The sequence below is a fragment of the Sphingomonas albertensis genome (assembly GCF_014358075.1).
Lineage (GTDB): Bacteria > Pseudomonadota > Alphaproteobacteria > Sphingomonadales > Sphingomonadaceae > Sphingomonas > Sphingomonas albertensis.
On the sequence record NZ_JACONT010000028.1, the window covers coordinates 40,656 to 56,208 of the forward strand.

The 15,553-nt window shown below is 66.9% G+C and carries 15 protein-coding genes; 3 read left to right on the top strand and 12 right to left on the bottom strand.

The genetic code is table 11. The annotated features are described in order from the left end of the window. Positions 1 to 8 precede the first annotated feature (8 nt). The 6 genes from H8S47_RS13040 to H8S47_RS13065 all read right to left on the bottom strand — a co-directional run bounded on the left by H8S47_RS13040 (position 9) and on the right by H8S47_RS13065 (position 6,756). Positions 9 to 1,679 carry an ATP-binding protein gene (locus H8S47_RS13040; protein WP_187504275.1) on the bottom strand — a complete coding sequence of 557 codons (1,671 nt, stop codon included), beginning with the start codon at positions 1,677 to 1,679 and terminating at the stop codon, positions 9 to 11. A gap of 78 nt (positions 1,680 to 1,757) precedes the next feature. Continuing rightward, positions 1,758 to 2,477, bottom strand: a complete 720-nt coding sequence (locus H8S47_RS13045) for a TIGR02186 family protein (protein ID WP_187504291.1) — start codon at positions 2,475 to 2,477, stop codon at positions 1,758 to 1,760. Positions 2,478 to 2,515: 38 nt separating this feature from the next. Then, the gene (locus tag H8S47_RS13050; protein WP_187504276.1) at positions 2,516 to 3,430 is read right to left on the bottom strand and encodes a sulfite exporter TauE/SafE family protein; all 915 of its coding nucleotides are present in this window, start codon (positions 3,428 to 3,430) and stop codon (positions 2,516 to 2,518) included. A gap of 111 nt (positions 3,431 to 3,541) precedes the next feature. Continuing rightward, positions 3,542 to 4,534 (bottom strand): hypothetical protein, encoded by a 993-nt coding sequence (locus H8S47_RS13055; RefSeq protein WP_187504277.1) that lies wholly within the window; start codon positions 4,532 to 4,534, stop codon positions 3,542 to 3,544. Continuing rightward, positions 4,531 to 5,952: a glycosyl transferase family protein gene (locus H8S47_RS13060; RefSeq protein ID WP_328805537.1), complete on the bottom strand. Its 1,422-nt coding sequence runs from the start codon at positions 5,950 to 5,952 to the stop codon at positions 4,531 to 4,533. The genes H8S47_RS13055 and H8S47_RS13060 overlap by 4 nt, the downstream gene beginning before the upstream one ends. A 297-nt stretch (positions 5,953 to 6,249) precedes the next feature. Continuing rightward, positions 6,250 to 6,756 carry an outer membrane protein assembly factor BamE gene (locus H8S47_RS13065; protein ID WP_128454806.1) on the bottom strand — a complete coding sequence of 169 codons (507 nt, stop codon included), beginning with the start codon at positions 6,754 to 6,756 and terminating at the stop codon, positions 6,250 to 6,252. A 133-nt stretch (positions 6,757 to 6,889) separates the two neighbouring features. Here H8S47_RS13065 and H8S47_RS13070 point away from each other — a divergent pair, with 133 nt between their 5' ends. Together H8S47_RS13070 and H8S47_RS19240 are read left to right on the top strand one after the other, a co-directional pair. Then, positions 6,890 to 7,396, top strand: a complete 507-nt coding sequence (locus tag H8S47_RS13070; RefSeq protein WP_235982869.1) for a ubiquinol-cytochrome C chaperone family protein — start codon at positions 6,890 to 6,892, stop codon at positions 7,394 to 7,396. Between the two features lie 215 nt (positions 7,397 to 7,611). Continuing rightward, entirely contained in the window at positions 7,612 to 7,917 is a 306-nt protein-coding gene (locus H8S47_RS19240) for a hypothetical protein (RefSeq protein ID WP_398457002.1), read from the top strand. A 285-nt stretch (positions 7,918 to 8,202) separates the two neighbouring features. Here H8S47_RS19240 and H8S47_RS13080 read toward each other — a convergent pair whose 3' ends face one another. The 6 genes from H8S47_RS13080 to lgt all read right to left on the bottom strand — a co-directional run bounded on the left by H8S47_RS13080 (position 8,203) and on the right by lgt (position 13,759). After that, positions 8,203 to 8,721, bottom strand: a complete 519-nt coding sequence (locus H8S47_RS13080; RefSeq protein WP_187504279.1) for a phosphoribosyltransferase — start codon at positions 8,719 to 8,721, stop codon at positions 8,203 to 8,205. Between the two features lie 120 nt (positions 8,722 to 8,841). Continuing rightward, positions 8,842 to 10,188 carry a cystathionine gamma-synthase family protein gene (locus tag H8S47_RS13085; protein ID WP_187504280.1) on the bottom strand — a complete coding sequence of 449 codons (1,347 nt, stop codon included), beginning with the start codon at positions 10,186 to 10,188 and terminating at the stop codon, positions 8,842 to 8,844. Between the two features lie 76 nt (positions 10,189 to 10,264). Next, entirely contained in the window at positions 10,265 to 11,023 is a 759-nt protein-coding gene (pgeF, locus tag H8S47_RS13090; protein WP_187504281.1) for a peptidoglycan editing factor PgeF, read from the bottom strand. Between the two features lie 159 nt (positions 11,024 to 11,182). Beyond that, the gene (locus H8S47_RS13095) at positions 11,183 to 11,719 is read right to left on the bottom strand and encodes a GNAT family N-acetyltransferase (RefSeq protein WP_328805538.1); all 537 of its coding nucleotides are present in this window, start codon (positions 11,717 to 11,719) and stop codon (positions 11,183 to 11,185) included. Then, complete coding sequence (locus H8S47_RS13100; protein WP_187504282.1) at positions 11,692 to 12,729, bottom strand: class I SAM-dependent methyltransferase; 1,038 nt, start codon at positions 12,727 to 12,729, stop codon at positions 11,692 to 11,694. Before H8S47_RS13100 ends, H8S47_RS13095 begins: the two co-directional genes overlap by 28 nt. A gap of 94 nt (positions 12,730 to 12,823) precedes the next feature. Continuing rightward, on the bottom strand, positions 12,824 to 13,759 hold the full coding sequence (gene lgt / locus H8S47_RS13105; RefSeq protein WP_187504283.1) for a prolipoprotein diacylglyceryl transferase: 936 nt from the start codon (positions 13,757 to 13,759) through the stop codon (positions 12,824 to 12,826). A 37-nt stretch (positions 13,760 to 13,796) separates the two neighbouring features. Here lgt and H8S47_RS13110 point away from each other — a divergent pair, with 37 nt between their 5' ends. Next, positions 13,797 to 15,485, top strand: coding sequence for a class I adenylate-forming enzyme family protein (locus tag H8S47_RS13110; RefSeq protein ID WP_187504284.1), 1,689 nt, complete (start codon positions 13,797 to 13,799; stop codon positions 15,483 to 15,485). Positions 15,486 to 15,553 lie beyond the last annotated feature (68 nt).

A 15,553-nucleotide genomic window follows, 5' to 3' on the forward strand; every position in this document is an offset into this window, starting at 1 on the left:
CGGCGCCGTTATTTCCCCTGGGCGCGCCATCGCTGGATGGTGCGGCCGATGATCTGGTCCTCGCCGCCGACGTCGCGCCAGAGTTCGGAGAACAGCGGATCGCTCGACGCCGGTCGCTTCGATTCCTCGAGCCGATCGAAGCTGACCCGGATCGGGATCGTTACGCCCTCCCCGCAGATGATGCATTCGCGGTTGCGGAGCGCGGGGATCGAATCGAGAAACCCGCGCGCGCCTTCGGGCATCGCAGCGCGGACGAAGGCCTGGTCGCGGTCGTTGTTGAGGCGCATCGCGATGATCGTGCCGCACTGCGACAGCACGCCTTCCGCCAGATCCGACGGGCGCTGCGTGATCAAGCCTAGCGACACGCCGTATTTGCGGCCTTCCTTGGCAATCCGCCCGAGGATGCGCCCGACCGCGCTGCCCGTTTCCTCACCCGCCGGAATATAGCGATGCGCCTCCTCGCAGACGAGCAGGATCGGGCGCTGCGGTTCGTTGCGCGACCAGATCGCGAAGTCGAACGTCATGCGCGCCAGCACCGCGACGACCACCGAGGTAATCTCCGACGGCACGCCCGAGACGTCGATGATCGAAATCGGCTTGCCCTCGCCGGGCAGGCGGAAGATCCGCGCGAGAAAGCCCGCCATCGTGTCCGCGACGAGCATGCCCGAGAACATGAAGCCATAGCGGGGATCCGCCTTGATCTCGTCGATCTTGGTCTTCAGCCGAAGATAGGGCGCGGTGTCGCCGGCGCGGTCCATCTTGCCCATCTCGGCGTTGATGATCGCCGTCAGGTCACTGAGCAGATACGGGATCGGCGCGTCGACCGTCAGCTTTGCGATCTCCTGCCCTATCCGGCTCTTGGCCTTGGCGGCGAGCAGGCATTTGGCGAGAATGTCGGAATCGAACTGCCGCGCGGTGCCACTGCTGGTGAGGAACACCTCGCAATGCTCCTCGAAGTTCATCAGCCAATACGGCATCTGGAGGTTCGAGACGTCGTAGATCGCACCGTTGGACTTGAACGCCGCAGCATATTCGCCGTGCGGATCGATCATCACGATATGACCCTGCGGCGCGAGTTCGCAGATCCGGTGAAGGATCAGCGCAGCGCCGGTCGACTTGCCCGTGCCGGTCGATCCGACGAGCGCGAAATGCTTGCCGAGCATCGCATCGACGTACAGCGCGGCGCGGATGTCCTCGGTCGGATACACCGTGCCGACGGTGATGTTGACGCGGTCGTCGGCGGCATAGACCTGCTCCAGATCCGAGCTGGTGATCGGGAACACCTCGCAACCCGGCATCGGATACCGCGTGACGCCGCGACGGAAGCGGTAGAGCTTGCCGGTGAGTTTTTCCTCGTCACCCTCGCCCAGGAAATCGATCTCGGCGGCGATGCAGGTGCCGGCCGTGTCCTCGAGCTTCAGCGAGCGGACATTGGCGACCAGCCATGTTCCGCCGACCCGCATCTTGACCTGGCTGCCGACCTGGCCGGCTGCCGCGACGACGGGGTCGGGATCGTCGAACAGGCCGCCGATCGACGCACGATCCAGCAGCACGCGGCTGCTCGATCCGGCGATCGCGAAGACGACCCCGATCGGCGCCGCCATCGCATCCGCGCTGGCCAGACCACCGTCCAGCGACACTGCGCGCGCGAACGCATCTGATCCCGGCATTTGGCTCATTCCGGCAACATCCCCAGTCATTCCGCCACGACCGTGCCAGCAAAGGCGTAAACATCCGGTGACGATGGTGAACGCGCGCTACACTCTTCGGGCGATCCAGCCCGCTGCCCAGCCGAGGAATACCGACAGCGCGACCGCGACCAGTCCGTAGATCACCGACGATCGCTCGGCGGCGCGGGCGACGAAGCGCTCGAAGCCCGATTTGCGGATCTCGATATCGCGCACCGCCGCCGCCAGCACGCGGCCGTCGCGGATCAGGAACGTCTCCGCGGTGAAGCGCCCGACGGGCACGCGCGCCGGGATCGATACGCGTGCGCGGTAGAGGACACCGTCGGTGATCTCGACCGCGCGCGGCGCCTCGTAATACAGGCCGGCGCGGCGCTTGAGATCGACCAGGCCTTTCTGGAAGCGGTCCTGCGTGTCGACCGGCGCGCTGGATGCGGGCGACAATTGCAGGCTGTCGAGCCCGAGTTCGTAGATCGCGCGCGTCCGGTCGTCGACGAGGCGGTCGATCGGCTTGGACGAGGCGATTGCGTAGAAACTGGGGGCCGAGCGATAGCGCAGGCGCGACGCGTTGACCCAGATGCCCGCGACCTTTTCCTTCTCGCGCATCAGGACCGATTGGGTCGGGCCCTTCACGACGACGACGACATCGGTTGGGTGCTCGTCGCTCGGCAACCGCCCCCCGGGATAGAGGATTGCGCCGAACAGGAGGAGCTCGGCGCCGGTGAAGCTGTAGGCGATCTCGATATTGCGCTGCGACACGTCGGGGACGAGCACGGGTTTCGCCTGCGCCATCAGCAAGGGCGCCAAGAGGACGAGCCAGCGCGCGCGCCTCACGACAGCGTGACCGAGAAGATCTCCTCGGGCCGCCAGACCAGCCCGAGCAAGATGCGCGCGCCGACCAGCAGCACCATCACCGCGAGCGCGAGGCGCAGATATTCGGGGCGGAACTTGGTGGCAAAGCGCGCGCCGATCTGTGCGCCGACCACCGAGCCGAGGAGGAGCAGTCCGGCGAGGACGATGTCGACCGCCTTGGTGGTGGTCGCGTGGACCATCGTCGCGACCGCAGTGACGAACAGCGTCTGGAACAACGACGTGCCGACCACCACGGAGGTTGCCATGCCGAGCAGGTAGATCATCGCGGGCACGAGGATGAAGCCGCCGCCGATGCCGAGCAGGATCGTCAGGATACCGGTGAAGAAGCCGAGCAACAGCGGTGCGAGCGGTGAGATGTAAAGCCCCGACGCATAGAAGCGCGTGCGCAGCGGGAGCGCGGCGACGAGCGGATGATGGCGGCGCTTGCGCGCTTTCGGTGGGCGTCCGGTGCGCGCGCGGCCGATCGTGCCGATCGATTCCTTGGCCATCATGCCGCCGATCGAGCCGAGCATGAGGACGTAGACGATCGCGATCACCGTATCGATCTGGCCGCTTTGCTGGAGCAGCCGGAACAGCCACGCGCCGAAGAACGAGCCGAGGATACCGCCCGCGACCAGCACCCCGCCCATCTTCGTATCGACGCCCTTGCGGCGGAAATGCGCGAACACGCCCGAGACGCTGGCGCCGGTGACCTGGCTCGCGGACGAGGCGGCGGCGACGGTCGGCGGGATGCCGTAGACGATCAGCAACGGCGTCGTCAGGAAGCCGCCACCGACCCCGAACATGCCCGACAACAGCCCGACGCCCCCGCCGAGCAGGATGATGACGAGCGCGTTGACCGACAGGTTGGCGACGGGGAGATACAGATCCACGGCCGCAGCGTTACACTGGATTGCGCGCGCGGGGCTAGGCTCGACGCGCGCGAACTGGATTGGAGGCGTTGGGTCGACGATGGTCGCTTCCTCCCTGCGCGATGGGACGCATCAGAAGTCGCTGCCGATCGAGAGCGCAGGTCCCGAACCCGGGCGCGCGCCACCGGCGATTCGCTCGCGCCAGTCGAGCGTCAGACGCAGGGTCTTGCCCGCGACCGGTAATGTCGCGACGATCGACGGGCCGATGTCGAACCGGCTGGCATCACGTTGCGCACTCCCCCACGCGCCGACGCCGACGTCCACGCGCGCACCCGCCACCTTGCCGAGCGGATGCGTCAGTCGCGCGGACGCGTCGACGAAACCTTCGATCCCGTCGCGAACGATTCCCCCGGCCTGCCCATAGGCTTCGACACGGACTCCGGGAGCGATATCTGACGGACCATAGCCCGCGATCACGCCGAGCGTCGGCCCCCCACGCCCCCCGTCGAGCACGAAGCGCTGTTCGGCGACGAGACGGATCGGCAAGCGGGTCGGCTGCCATTCGATCCCGACCGCCGCCTCGCGCCCCTTGCCCTCGAGCGGCGTGGCGACCCGCGCAACCAGTGCGAACCTGCGTCGGTCGCCCAGCGCATAGACGAGCCGCAAGCCACCCTGCGACGCGCCGAGCTGCCCGCCCGACACGGTCCCGGCCGGCCCGCCACGCGCCAGCAGCCAGGCGCTTCCGCTAAGACGAGCCACCCTCCTTGCAACCATAGGCGGCGCGACCGGAGACGGGATGGCGTCGACGTGAGGCCGCTCCTGCGGGGCTTCACGAACGGCCTCGGCGATCGAAGGCGCAGGGGCGCTGATGGGCTGTCGTATCGCCCGGCGTACGATCACCATTGGGGACGGTGTGGCGTCGGACAGGGTCATCGCGACCGTCGCCATGGGGCGTGATCGGCCAAGCACGGCGGCGGCAACCTGCGGCACGAGCACGTCGATGACCCGCGGGATCATCTCGGACGCGGGCAGCGACGCCACCTCCGGCAACAGCAATGCCACCCGAATCATGACCCAGCCGCCCAAGGACAGTGCGAGAAAGCGTAGCGGACGGCCGCCCTTCATCCTCTTTCGGCGGCTTCGCATTCCAGGCCGGGCGGCGTTGCCGGCGACAGATCGGGAAACTCGTGCCGCGTCTTGTCCCACACCGGCGCCGCGCCGCGCAGCATGCCGATATAGCGCAGGACCGCATTGGGCGCGGCGATCAGCGAGACGAGATTCCCGACCACGAAGCGCGGCAACGACCACAGCGCCTCGCGGAAACCGTAGCTGCGCCCCGTAAACAGCATCCGAAGTGCGAGCCGCCATCCGAGCAGCGCGGCATTGGCGACGAACAGCCAGAATGCGGTGGGATAGGCGCTCGCATGGCTCGCCGGCTCGCCGATCAGCCAGTGGATCACGAGCGACATCGCCCATAGCGGCATCGCGACATAGGCGACGGCGAGGACGACGACCGCGAGCGGCGCCCGCCGGTCGCGCATCCGCATCCAGTGATCGGCGAACGCGCGCGGCCTCGCCCACCCGGTCCGATCCCAACCGGCCAGCGCGATGCCGGTCATCCAGCGCGTCTTCTGGCGGACCGATTCGCGCATCGTGCCCGGGAAATAGGCGCGGACGGCGACGACCGTGCCCGCGTCCGCCGTCGCGACACGCGCGAAGATGCCGCGCGCGCCGAGTTCCGCGAGCCGCAGGCCGAGTTCGTAATCCTCGGTCAGGCTGGAGGCGTCGAACGGATCCCCGCCCCGGGCCTGCGCGATCATTGCCAGGACATCGGGTGCGATCGCGCACCCCGTCCCGGCCAGTGGCATGCCTGCGCCCAACGCCGTCCGCACGACGATCTGCTTGGCGTGCGATTCGGCGAACTCGTCGGCATAATGGCCCGAGACGAGCCGCGAGCCGCGATGGACCAGCGGCAGGACGGGAAGCTGGACCACTTCATACTGGTCGATCAGGCTGTCGAAGACCCGCAATTCCTGCGCGTGCACGACGTCCTCGGCATCGTGCAATACGATCGCCTTGGTAGCGACCGCCTCGCGCGCATCGTCGCGGCGCATCGCATGCCACACCGTGTTGAGGCAGTCGGCCTTGGTGGTCGGTCCGTCACGCCGGCCGATGACCATACGGACCCGCGCATCGCGCTCGGCGACCGCCACGACCGCATCGATCGTCTCGCGATCATTGGGATAGACGCCGACATAGATCCGGTAATCGTCATGGTCGTAGCGATCGAGTGCGGTCGACAGCATCCCGCCGATCACCGCCGCCTCGTCCCACGCGGCGACGAACACCGCGATCCGCCCCGTACTCCGCGGCGGCGGCAGCGTCGCGATACTCAGCCTACGCCTGCGGCCCTGGCGCAGCCGCTGGCCGAGAAAAAGCAGGTCGACCAACAGGTCGTCGACGCCGCCGATGAACAGCCCGACGCTGGCGAACAACAGCGTCTCGCGTGCGAATGCATCGATCATCCACAGCGACTCGGCCACGCTCCACCCCCGTCTGGGGCGTACAGTAGATTTACGTCCGTTTCGGATTCAGTAGGGTCGGAATCGGATGTTTCACGATTTTTGTGAGGAACGCATCGACGCCCCCGAACCATCCGGTCGGGCGGACGTTACATACCGGATCCCTTCCCCCTTTCGGGATCAGATGCCGATGATGCCCGGCCTGGTCGCACCGCCGCGTAACGGGCGGTGCGGCCTAGGCCGCCTCGATGATCGCACGCGTGCTGATTGCAAACCGCACGATCCCAGCCCCGCCCTCGTCGTTGCGGGCGTCAGCCGTTATGGCCGGTCGCGACCGCCGCCGCCGGTGTTGCTGCCGTTGCCCGCGCCGCCGCCGGCACCCGCTGCGCCGACCGTGCCGATGTTGCCGAACAGATCCTGGAAGAACCCGCGCTCGCGGCCGAGCGTCGGAGTCTTCTTGCCGTACGGCTTGATCGAGGCGACCTGATCGAGCCCGCCGCGACGGATCGCGGTGACGGTGCCCTTCTGGTCGAAGCTGATCTGCAGCGTGATCTGCGCGTTCGGGCGCGGATTGCGGAACGCGAGGTTGCGGCTGTCGCGCGCGAGATAATACCAGTCGCCCTGGTCGAACTGCCCGGCGAGCGTCGGCTTGCCCAGCGTGGCGAGCACCGACTGGCGGTTGTCGACGCCCGGCTGGACCGAGTTGACGAGATCGGTGTCGACCACATAGCCCTGGTGCGAGCGCAGCTGGGTGCAGCCCCCACTGGCCAATGCGGCAACCGCAAGTGCCGCGGCGAGACCCGTACGGGCGGAAAACACGCTCATATAAACTCCCAACCGGGGCACGCGAAAACACGTGACGAGTCCCACGCATTTGCATCGGCCGCCGTTCGCCTCGATATGCGAGGTTGCGCGGGCAAACAAGCCGAAGCGCGGTTGCGACCTGAAGGACGACGGATTGAGCTGGTTCGGAAGACTGCTCGGCGAGAAGCCGGACGAGGCATTGCCGCTGTATAACGCGGTGGTCACACGCGCGCGCGCGGAGCATTGGTACCGGGAGGGCGCGGTGCCGGACACGGTCGACGGCCGGTTCGACATGATCGCGACACTGCTGGCGTTCACGATGCTGCGGCTCGAGGCCGAGCCGGCGGGCGGCGATCCCGCGGCGCGGCTGGCCGAGCGGTTCGTCGACGACATGGACGGGCAACTGCGCGAGATCGGGATCGGCGACATCATCGTCGGCAAGCATATCGGCAAGATGATGAGCATGCTCGGCGGGCGGCTGGGGGCATATCGCGAGGGGCTGGCGGCGGGCGATATCGCGCCGGCTCTGGTGCGTAACCTGTACCGCGGCGTGACGCCGGACGGTGCCGCATTGGCGCATGTCCGCGAGTCGGTAATGGCGTTTCATGCCGGGCTGGCGGCGATGCCGCTACCGAATCTGCTATCTGGAGAATTGCCGTGAAGCCCGAGTTCAGCCGCCCCGAACGCCTCGACACGATCGGCGAGCGCGAGCGGATCGTCGAGATCGTTGCCAACGAGGACGAGCGCGCGGCACTGGCGAAGCGGTTCGACCTGCTCTCGATCGCGCGGCTCGACGCACGACTCGGCATCAAGCGCACCGATAGCGGCATCGTCGTGAAGGGGCGCGTGACCGGGGCGGCGGTGCAGGCGTGCTCGGTGACCGACGAGCCGCTCGATACTCAGATCGACGAGCCGGTCGCACTGCTGTTCGTCGAGCAACTGATCGCCGAGGGCGACGAGGTCGAGCTGTCCGACGATGCGCTCGACATGGTGGCGATCCAGGGCGGGACGATCGACTTGGGCGAGGCGGCGGCGGACACGCTGGCGCTGTCGATCGATCCGTTCCCGCGTGGGCCTAACGCGGCCGCTGCGCTGGCGGCGGCGGGGGTTATCAGCGAGGACGAGTTCCGGCCGGCGAATGCGTTCTCGGATTTGAAGGCGAGGATGGCGGGGAAGAGCTGAATCTAGCTCCCCTCCCTGGAAGGGAGGGGTTGGGGGTGGGTCGGCCCGTTGTTCGAAGGCTGGGGTAGCCAATCGGCCGGGGCGCCCCCCCCCGCCCCCCCCCCGCCGGGGGGGGGGGGGGGGGGGGGGGGGGCCCCCCCGGCGGGGGGGGGGGGGGGCGCCCCCCCCCCCCCGCGGGGGGGGGGGGGGGGGGGGGGCCCCCCGTTTCCGTATCACGGCACGGTTGCGACCAAAGCTGGCCAACCCACCCCCGGCCCCTCCCTTCCAGGGAGGGGAGAAGCTCAGTCACGCGATCCGCTCGGGCACCTCCGCCGCGTCCTCGGCAATCGCCGCAGCCGGCGCGACCGCCTCCCAAGGGAACACGAACCAGTCCTTGGTCACCGCCCGGTCGATAACCCGCGCGCTATACTCGATCCGCTCCGCCGAGCTGAGGTTATCGATCAGCATAGCAAACCGTACCGCGCCCTCGACCGCCCCCGCCGCAGCCAGCGCTCCCCGCAAATGCGTGATCGTCCGCCCAGAATCATTGATATCGTCGAGAAACAGCAGCCGCTCGCCATTGCGCGTGCGCGCGGCCAGCTTCACCAGCGGCTCGTCGGCAAAGTCCTTCACCTGGCTGGAATAATCGACCGACAGCGTCGGCAAACCGATCGCATGGCTGAGGAACACTGCGGGCACGAGACCGCCACGACCAATCCCGATGATGTAATCGGGTTTCCACTCGGTATCCTCGACCAGCTTGGCGGCGAGGATGTGGATCGCGGCGACGAACTCGTGCTGTGGGATAGGGGTGAAAATCGGCATTCTTAGACGCTACCGACTTGCCGTTGCGAGAGCTAGCCGTTCTCCTGCGAAAGCAGGAGCCCAGGGTTAAAGGTGCAACGATCGTAACCCTGAACTCCCGCGTTCGTGGGAGGACACTACTCAGATCGTCTCCAGCGCCTGCTCGAAATCGGCGATCAGATCGTCCGGATCCTCCACCCCGATCGAGATGCGGACGAGGTTGTCCGTAATCCCCAGCGCCTGCTTCCGCGCATCGGGCACCGACAGATGCGTCATCCCCGCCGGATGGCTCGCCAGCGTCTCGGTCCCGCCGAGCGACACCGCGAGCTTGGCGATCTTCAAGGCGTCGAGGAACGCGAAACTCTCGCGCTCGCCGCCCTTGAGGTACAGCGAGAATGTCGAGCCGCCGCCCGTGCAATGCCGGCGATAGATGTCCGCCTGCCGCTCCATGCCCGGCTCGTCCTCGAGAAAGCCGAGATACGCAACGCGCTCGACCTTCGGATGATGCCGCAGGAAGCCGCAGACCTTCGCGGCATTCTCCCCCGCACGGCTCATCCGCAGTTCCAAGGTCTCCAGCGATCGCAGCAACATCCACGCGGTATTTGGATCGGTGATCGTCCCGATCGTGTTCCGCATCGTCCGGATCGTGTTGATATGCTCCTTCGTGCCGAGCACCCCGCCCGCGACCAGATCCGAATGCCCGCCGACATACTTCGTCAGCGAATACACGACGATATCTGCGCCATGCTTGAGCGGCTGGAACCACAGCGGCCCCAGGAACGTGTTGTCGATCGCGATCGGCGGTTTCTCACCCTTGAAGATCGCGTCACGGCTCGCCGCGACCGCCTCGACGTCGACCAGCGCATTCGTGGGGTTCGCAGGACTTTCGAGATAGATCAGCGCGACGTTGCCGGTCGCCGCCTCGGTCATCACCGCGTCGATCTCCTCGCGCGTCGCGCCAGCCGGGAAGTCGAGCCACTTCACGCCGAACTTACCGAGCACGCGGCCGATCAGCGTCTCGGTCGCCGCATAAAGCGGCCCCGAATGGACGATCGTGTCGCCCGGCTTGACCATCGCGAGAAACAGCGTGGCGATCGCCGACATGCCCGACGAGAAGGCGAGCGCGTCCTCCGCCTCTTCCCACACGCCGAGGCGATCCTCGAGGATCTCCTGGTTGGGCCCGTTGAAGCGCGAATAGACCAGGCCCTCCGCACCGCCCGGACGCTTGCCGGTGACGCCTTCGAAGTGACGCTTGCCCGCCGCTGCGTTGGGGAAGACGAAGGTCGAGGTGAGGAAGATCGGCGGCTTCAGCGAGCCTTCCGACAGAGCGGGGTCGTAACCGTGCCCCATCATCAGCGTCGACGGCTTCAGCTTGCGTCCACCGATCTTCTCGACCTCGGGCTTCGGCGCGACGCGTGCCGCGACGCCGGTCAAGTCTGCTTCGGTTTCGGCGGGGACGGCACCGGGATTATTCGGGGTATCGGACATCATATGCTCCTGCGTGGCCCGTCTGGCGCGGGCCGATGTGCCGAGCCTAAACGAGCAATGCGGGATTTGGGACCCGTTACAGGCCGATGATGCTGATCTGACGACCGTAGGAGGGCTCGTCGCGATGGGTCGCGCGGCGATAGCTGAAGAACCGGTCCTCGTCGGTATAGGTGTCCAACCCGAGCGCTTCGATCCGCCCGATCCCCGCCACCGCAAGCCGGCTGACGACATAGGCCTCCAGGTCGAACTGGTAATGATCCGCACGGCCATCCGCAAAGAAGCGCTCATTCTCCGGATCCGCTTCGCAGAACCGGCGGATGAAGGCGTCGTCGACCTCGTAACTCGCACGCGAGATGCACGGCCCGACCGCGGCGACGATCCGGTCGCGGTGCGCCCCGATCGCCTCCATCGCCAGGACCGTCGCATCGGTGACGCCGCCGAGCGCGCCCTTCCAGCCGGCATGCGCCGTCCCGACGACGCCGGCCTCGCGGTCGGCGAACAGCACCGGCGCGCAATCCGCGGTGAGGATGCCGAGCGCGAGACCGGGTCGGTTGGTCACCAGTGCGTCGGCATGCGGGCGAATAGCGTCGTCGAACGGCTCGATCACGGTGACCGCGTCGGCGGAATGGACCTGATAGAGACCGACGAGTTTCGCGCTCGGCAGGACGGCTTCGGTCGCGCGACGGCGGTTCTCGGCGATGTTCGCCGGATCGTCGTCCGAGCCGATGCCGACGTTGAGGCTCGCATACGCCCCCGTCGACACGCCCCCACGACGGCCGAGAAAGCCATGCGGGATGTCGCCAAGCGATTTCGCACGGACGACGTCGATGGTCATATCGCCCGCCCCACCCACTTATCCACCCCGGCGAAGGCCGGGGCCCAATCGGGGGACTTTGCTGACAGAGGACTGCGCATCGTTACCACGACCTCTCCAATTGGGTCCCGGCCTTCGCCGGGATGGTGTAGTTCCGCGCGGTAACAGTAGCACGGATCATCACAACACGAGCCGCATGATCCGGTCATCATCAGGCTGCTCCCCGACCATGAACACATACCGCCCGATCTCGACGAAGCCGTAGCGTTCATAGAACCGGTGCGCCCGGTGGTTATCCACATACACGCTGAGGATCATCTCCGTCCGCGCGTCGGCGCGCGCGACATCGATCGCCCAGTCCATTAACGCCGGACCGACGCCTGCGCCATGCTGGTCGCCACGCGCATAAAGCTGGTGGAGTTCGATCGCGGTTGCGGGCCATTCGCCGGGAAACACTACAGGTCCGATCTTCGCAAACCCGACGATTTCACCCGACTCGTCGACTGCGACGCGCACCGTGTAGACGGGGTCGGACAGGTGCGCAGGCAACCCACTGGCGCCGAACGTCTGGTCGAGAAACACCGCAAGGTCTTCGGGCCGATACAGCGTGCCGAACGTGTCGGTGAACGAGCGTCGCGCCATCGCGCCAAGTTCTGCGCCATCGCCCGGCACGGCATTGCGGTAGACGATCATGTAAACGCCGCCGGGGTCGGCCAAGACGGCGCAGTGATCGCAAGCGCTTTGAAGAGCGTTCCCATGTCGTCCATCAGTCTTCTCCGATCCGCCCCCAGCGCCTCGGCGCGATCAGGCGATGCCTTGGCCAGCGCCGACGTCCGCGAATCGATCCCGAGCGCACCGAGCAAATCGCGCTGCGTCACCGGCCCCCACGCGACCGCGCCCTCGGCCTGCGCCGCGGCGGCGAGCGTGGTGAAATCGACATGCGTGGTCAGATCGTGCTCGCCGGGCGCCTCGAACGGATTGGCGAACGCATGCCCGCGCACCGCCTGCAACGTGTCGCCGAGCGCCGGCCCCTCATAGCCATAGTCGACCGCGATCAGCGCGCCGCCCTGCGCGGCGATCCGCTTGGCGAGACCGCGAATGATCGTCACGGCGGCAGGCGAGGTTTCCAGGATCGAGCCGGCGGGCGCATCGCGGAACGGCTCAGGGATGACGGCATCCGGGAGCGGCTTCCCGGCGATCGGCAGGAACAGCAGGTCCTGTGCCGCGACGAGGCGTTCGTGCCACTGCTCGCGCTTCACCAACTGCCGGATCGGCAGCGCGTCGAAGAACTCGTTGGCGACGACGATCAGTGGGCGATCGGTCGGCAGCGTGTCGACCGCGTCGTGCCACGTCGCAGCGGGCACCCGCTCGGCTTGAGCTTTTCGCAACGCCGGGCTGGTCTCGACGAAATGCCCCGGCGGTTGGAGCCCCGCCTTCGCCATCGCCCGCGCGGCATCGGCGGCCAGCGTCCCGCGACCCGGCCCCAGTTCGACCCACGCCACGTCGGGCCGGCCCGCGCGGTCCCAAAGGTCGGCGCACCACAAACCGACAAGCTCGCCGAACATCTGACTGATCTCGGGCGCGGTGGTGAAGTCGCCCCCCGCCCCCAACGGGTCGCGCGTCGCATAATAATGCGCGTTGGCGGCAGCCATATACTGCGCGACGGGTATCGGACCCGCGAGCGCGATCGCTCGGGCGAGGCGTTCCGGAAGGGCGGTATCAGTCATCAACGAAGAACCTTGTGTCCCCGCGAAGGCGGGGATCCAGTCTGGGCTCCCGCCTTCGCGGGAGAACAAGAAGGTTAGGTCGGGTTAGGCCAAGTTACGCGACGCTCTGCGTACCCGCGATCGACTCGACCCGGACCCGGCGCTTGGCCGACGTCGCGACCAGATACGCGCCACCGAGAATCATCGGCACGCACAGCCACTGCCCCATATGCAGCCCGGTCGACTCGGCAAAGGCCCGCAACTGCGAATCAGGCTCGCGGAAGAACTCGGCCGTAAACCGGGCGAGGCCGTATCCCAGCACGAACAGTCCAACGAGCTTGCCCGGATCGTAGCGCGCCTTGGTCTTCCAGAACGCGAACCACAGCAGCGCGAACAGGACGATGCCCTCCAGCCCCGCCTCGTACAGCTGGCTCGGATGCCGCGCCGGCTCGACCATCCCGAACGGCACGGTGCGCTCGAAGATGATCCCCCACGCGACGTCGGTCGGCTTGCCCCACAGCTCGCCATTCACGAAGTTCGCCAGCCGTCCAAAGAACAGTCCAAACGGCACACAGCACGCGATATAATCGTGCACGCGCAACCAGTTGAGCTCGTGCTTCCGCGCGAACAGGATCAGCCCGATCGACGTGCCGATGACGCCGCCGTGGAACGACATGCCGCCGTCCCAGAGCCGGAAGATCCGCAGCGGATGCAGGAACATCTCGGGCGCGTAGAAGATCACATAGCCGAGCCGCCCGCCGAGGATGATCCCGAGCGTCGCGTAGAATACGAGGTCGTCGGCATGCCGCCGCGCCATCGGTGCGCCGGGCTGGGCGAGCAGCTTCAGCAGATACCACCAGCCGAGCAGGATCCCGCCGATATAGGCGAGGCTGTACCAGCGCAGCGTGAAGAAGCCGATCGAGAAGACGTCGGGGTGCAACCCGAGATCCTCGAAGCGGATGTGACTGCCGACGGCAGGCGCTACGGCACCCGCAGCGGCGGTGATGGTCGACAGGATCAAAGGCTTTTCCCCACGCGTTCGCCCCTGCATAAAGACCGATAACGATAAGACCAAGTAGGAGAGCGATATGCGGACCGAGCTAGACCTAGCTATGGATTCGACGATGGCCGCGCTGACCGCGCCCGACGGCATGCTGGCGCTCGGTTCGGTCGAGCTGTTCGGCGTGACGCTGCCGACGATCGCCGCCGCGCCGCCCGCACTCAGTTACTATTTCGCGCACTACGCCAACGAGCACCGCGACGCCGTCTTCCTGGTATCCGGGGCCGAGCGGCTGACGTTCGGCGAAGTCTACGATGCCGCGGAGAGAACCGCGCGCGCCCTCGTCGGCGGATACGGCATCGCCAAGGGCGACCGGGTAGGCATCGCGATGCGCAATTCGCCGTCATGGATCGTGCTCTACATGGGCATCATAATGGCCGGCGGCGTCGCGACGTTGCTCAACGGCTGGTGGCAGTCGGAGGAATTGGAAACGGCGATCGGCGAGGTCGATTGCTCCCTCGTGTTCGCCGATCCGCCGCGTGTGAAGCGACTTGCGCAGATTGCGGCCCTGCGCGCGCCGGTAGTCAAGATCGATGATTCGCGACCGCTTGCCGAAGCGCTCGGAGCCGTGTTCGCAAAGGACGATCACACGGCCGACCTGCCGCTGCTCGGGCCCGAGGATCATGCGACGATCCTGTTCACCAGCGGTTCGACCGGCCAATCGAAGGGCGCATTGTCCGAGCACCGCGCGGTCGTGCAGGGCATCTTCAACTATCTCGGCCAGGCGATGATGATGGTCGGCATCGCCACCGCGCAAGGCAATCCGCCGGTCGGCCAGCCGGTCACGCTGCTGACGATCCCGCTGTTCCACATCACCGGCGAAGTCCCCGTATTCCTCCAGAGCTTCGCGATGGGCCGAAAACTCGTGCTGATGCCGAAATGGGATGCGGGCGAGGCGATGCGGCTGATAGAGGCGGAAGGTGTCACGTATTTCGTCGGCGTGCCTTTGATGAGCTTCGAGATCCTCAACCACCCCGATCGCGCGAAGTACGACCTGTCGACCGTCACCGATTTCGCCGCGGGCGGTGCGCCGCGCCCGGTCGATCACGTCCGCCGGATCGACGCGGAGATGGGCGGAAGCGCGCCGCTGATCGGCTACGGCCTCACCGAGACCAACGCGGTCGGCACCGGCAACTGGCGCGGCAACTACCTCGCCAAACCCAATTCCGCCGGCCGCCCCGGCGCGCCTTTGGTCGACTTGGCCATTCTCGACGACGCCGGCCACCCGGTCGACCAAGGCCAGCGCGGCGAGGTCTGCATCCGCTCGATCTGCAACTTCAAGGAATATTGGAACCGCCCCGACGCGACTGCCGCAGCGTTCACGTCGGACGGCTATTTCCGCACCGGCGACATCGGCTATCTCGACGAGGACGGCTATCTGTTCATCGTCGACCGCAAGAAGGACATCATCATCCGCGGCGGCGAGAACATCTCGTGCCAGGAGGTCGAGGCGGCGTTGTACGAGCATCCGGCGGTGGCGGAGGCCGCGGTCTTCGGGCTTGCGGACGAGCGGTTCGGCGAGGTGCCCGGTGCGGTTGTCGTCCCGCAGGACGGCGAGACGCTGACCGCGGACGACCTGACCGCGTTCCTTCACCAGCACATCGCCGCGTTCAAGATGCCGCAGCGGATCTGGATTTCGGACTCCCCGCTGCCGAGACTCGGAACGGAGAAGATCGACAAGGTCTCGCTGAAGGCAACGTACCGAGCGCTAGTCTAACGTCCCTCGCCCCTACGGGGAGAGGGAGGGAGGAGCCGCTTGGCGACGGAAGGGAGAGGGGTAGTGAG

Bases quoted from the DNA above. Each gene is read 5' to 3' on its own strand.
- H8S47_RS13040 (WP_187504275.1), bottom strand. From the start codon at position 1,679: ATGAGCCAAATGCCGGGATCAGATGCGTTCGCGCGCGCAGTGTCGCTG.
- H8S47_RS13045 (WP_187504291.1), bottom strand. From the start codon at position 2,477: ATGGCGCAGGCGAAACCCGTGCTCGTCCCCGACGTGTCGCAGCGCAAT.
- H8S47_RS13055 (WP_187504277.1), bottom strand. From the start codon at position 4,534: ATGAAGGGCGGCCGTCCGCTACGCTTTCTCGCACTGTCCTTGGGCGGC.
- H8S47_RS13065 (WP_128454806.1), bottom strand. From the start codon at position 6,756: ATGAGCGTGTTTTCCGCCCGTACGGGTCTCGCCGCGGCACTTGCGGTT.
- H8S47_RS13080 (WP_187504279.1), bottom strand. From the start codon at position 8,721: ATGCCGATTTTCACCCCTATCCCACAGCACGAGTTCGTCGCCGCGATC.
- H8S47_RS13085 (WP_187504280.1), bottom strand. From the start codon at position 10,188: ATGTCCGATACCCCGAATAATCCCGGTGCCGTCCCCGCCGAAACCGAA.
- pgeF (WP_187504281.1), bottom strand. From the start codon at position 11,023: ATGACCATCGACGTCGTCCGTGCGAAATCGCTTGGCGACATCCCGCAT.
- H8S47_RS13100 (WP_187504282.1), bottom strand. From the start codon at position 12,729: ATGACTGATACCGCCCTTCCGGAACGCCTCGCCCGAGCGATCGCGCTC.
- lgt (WP_187504283.1), bottom strand. From the start codon at position 13,759: ATGCAGGGGCGAACGCGTGGGGAAAAGCCTTTGATCCTGTCGACCATC.
- H8S47_RS13110 (WP_187504284.1), top strand. From the start codon at position 13,797: ATGCGGACCGAGCTAGACCTAGCTATGGATTCGACGATGGCCGCGCTG.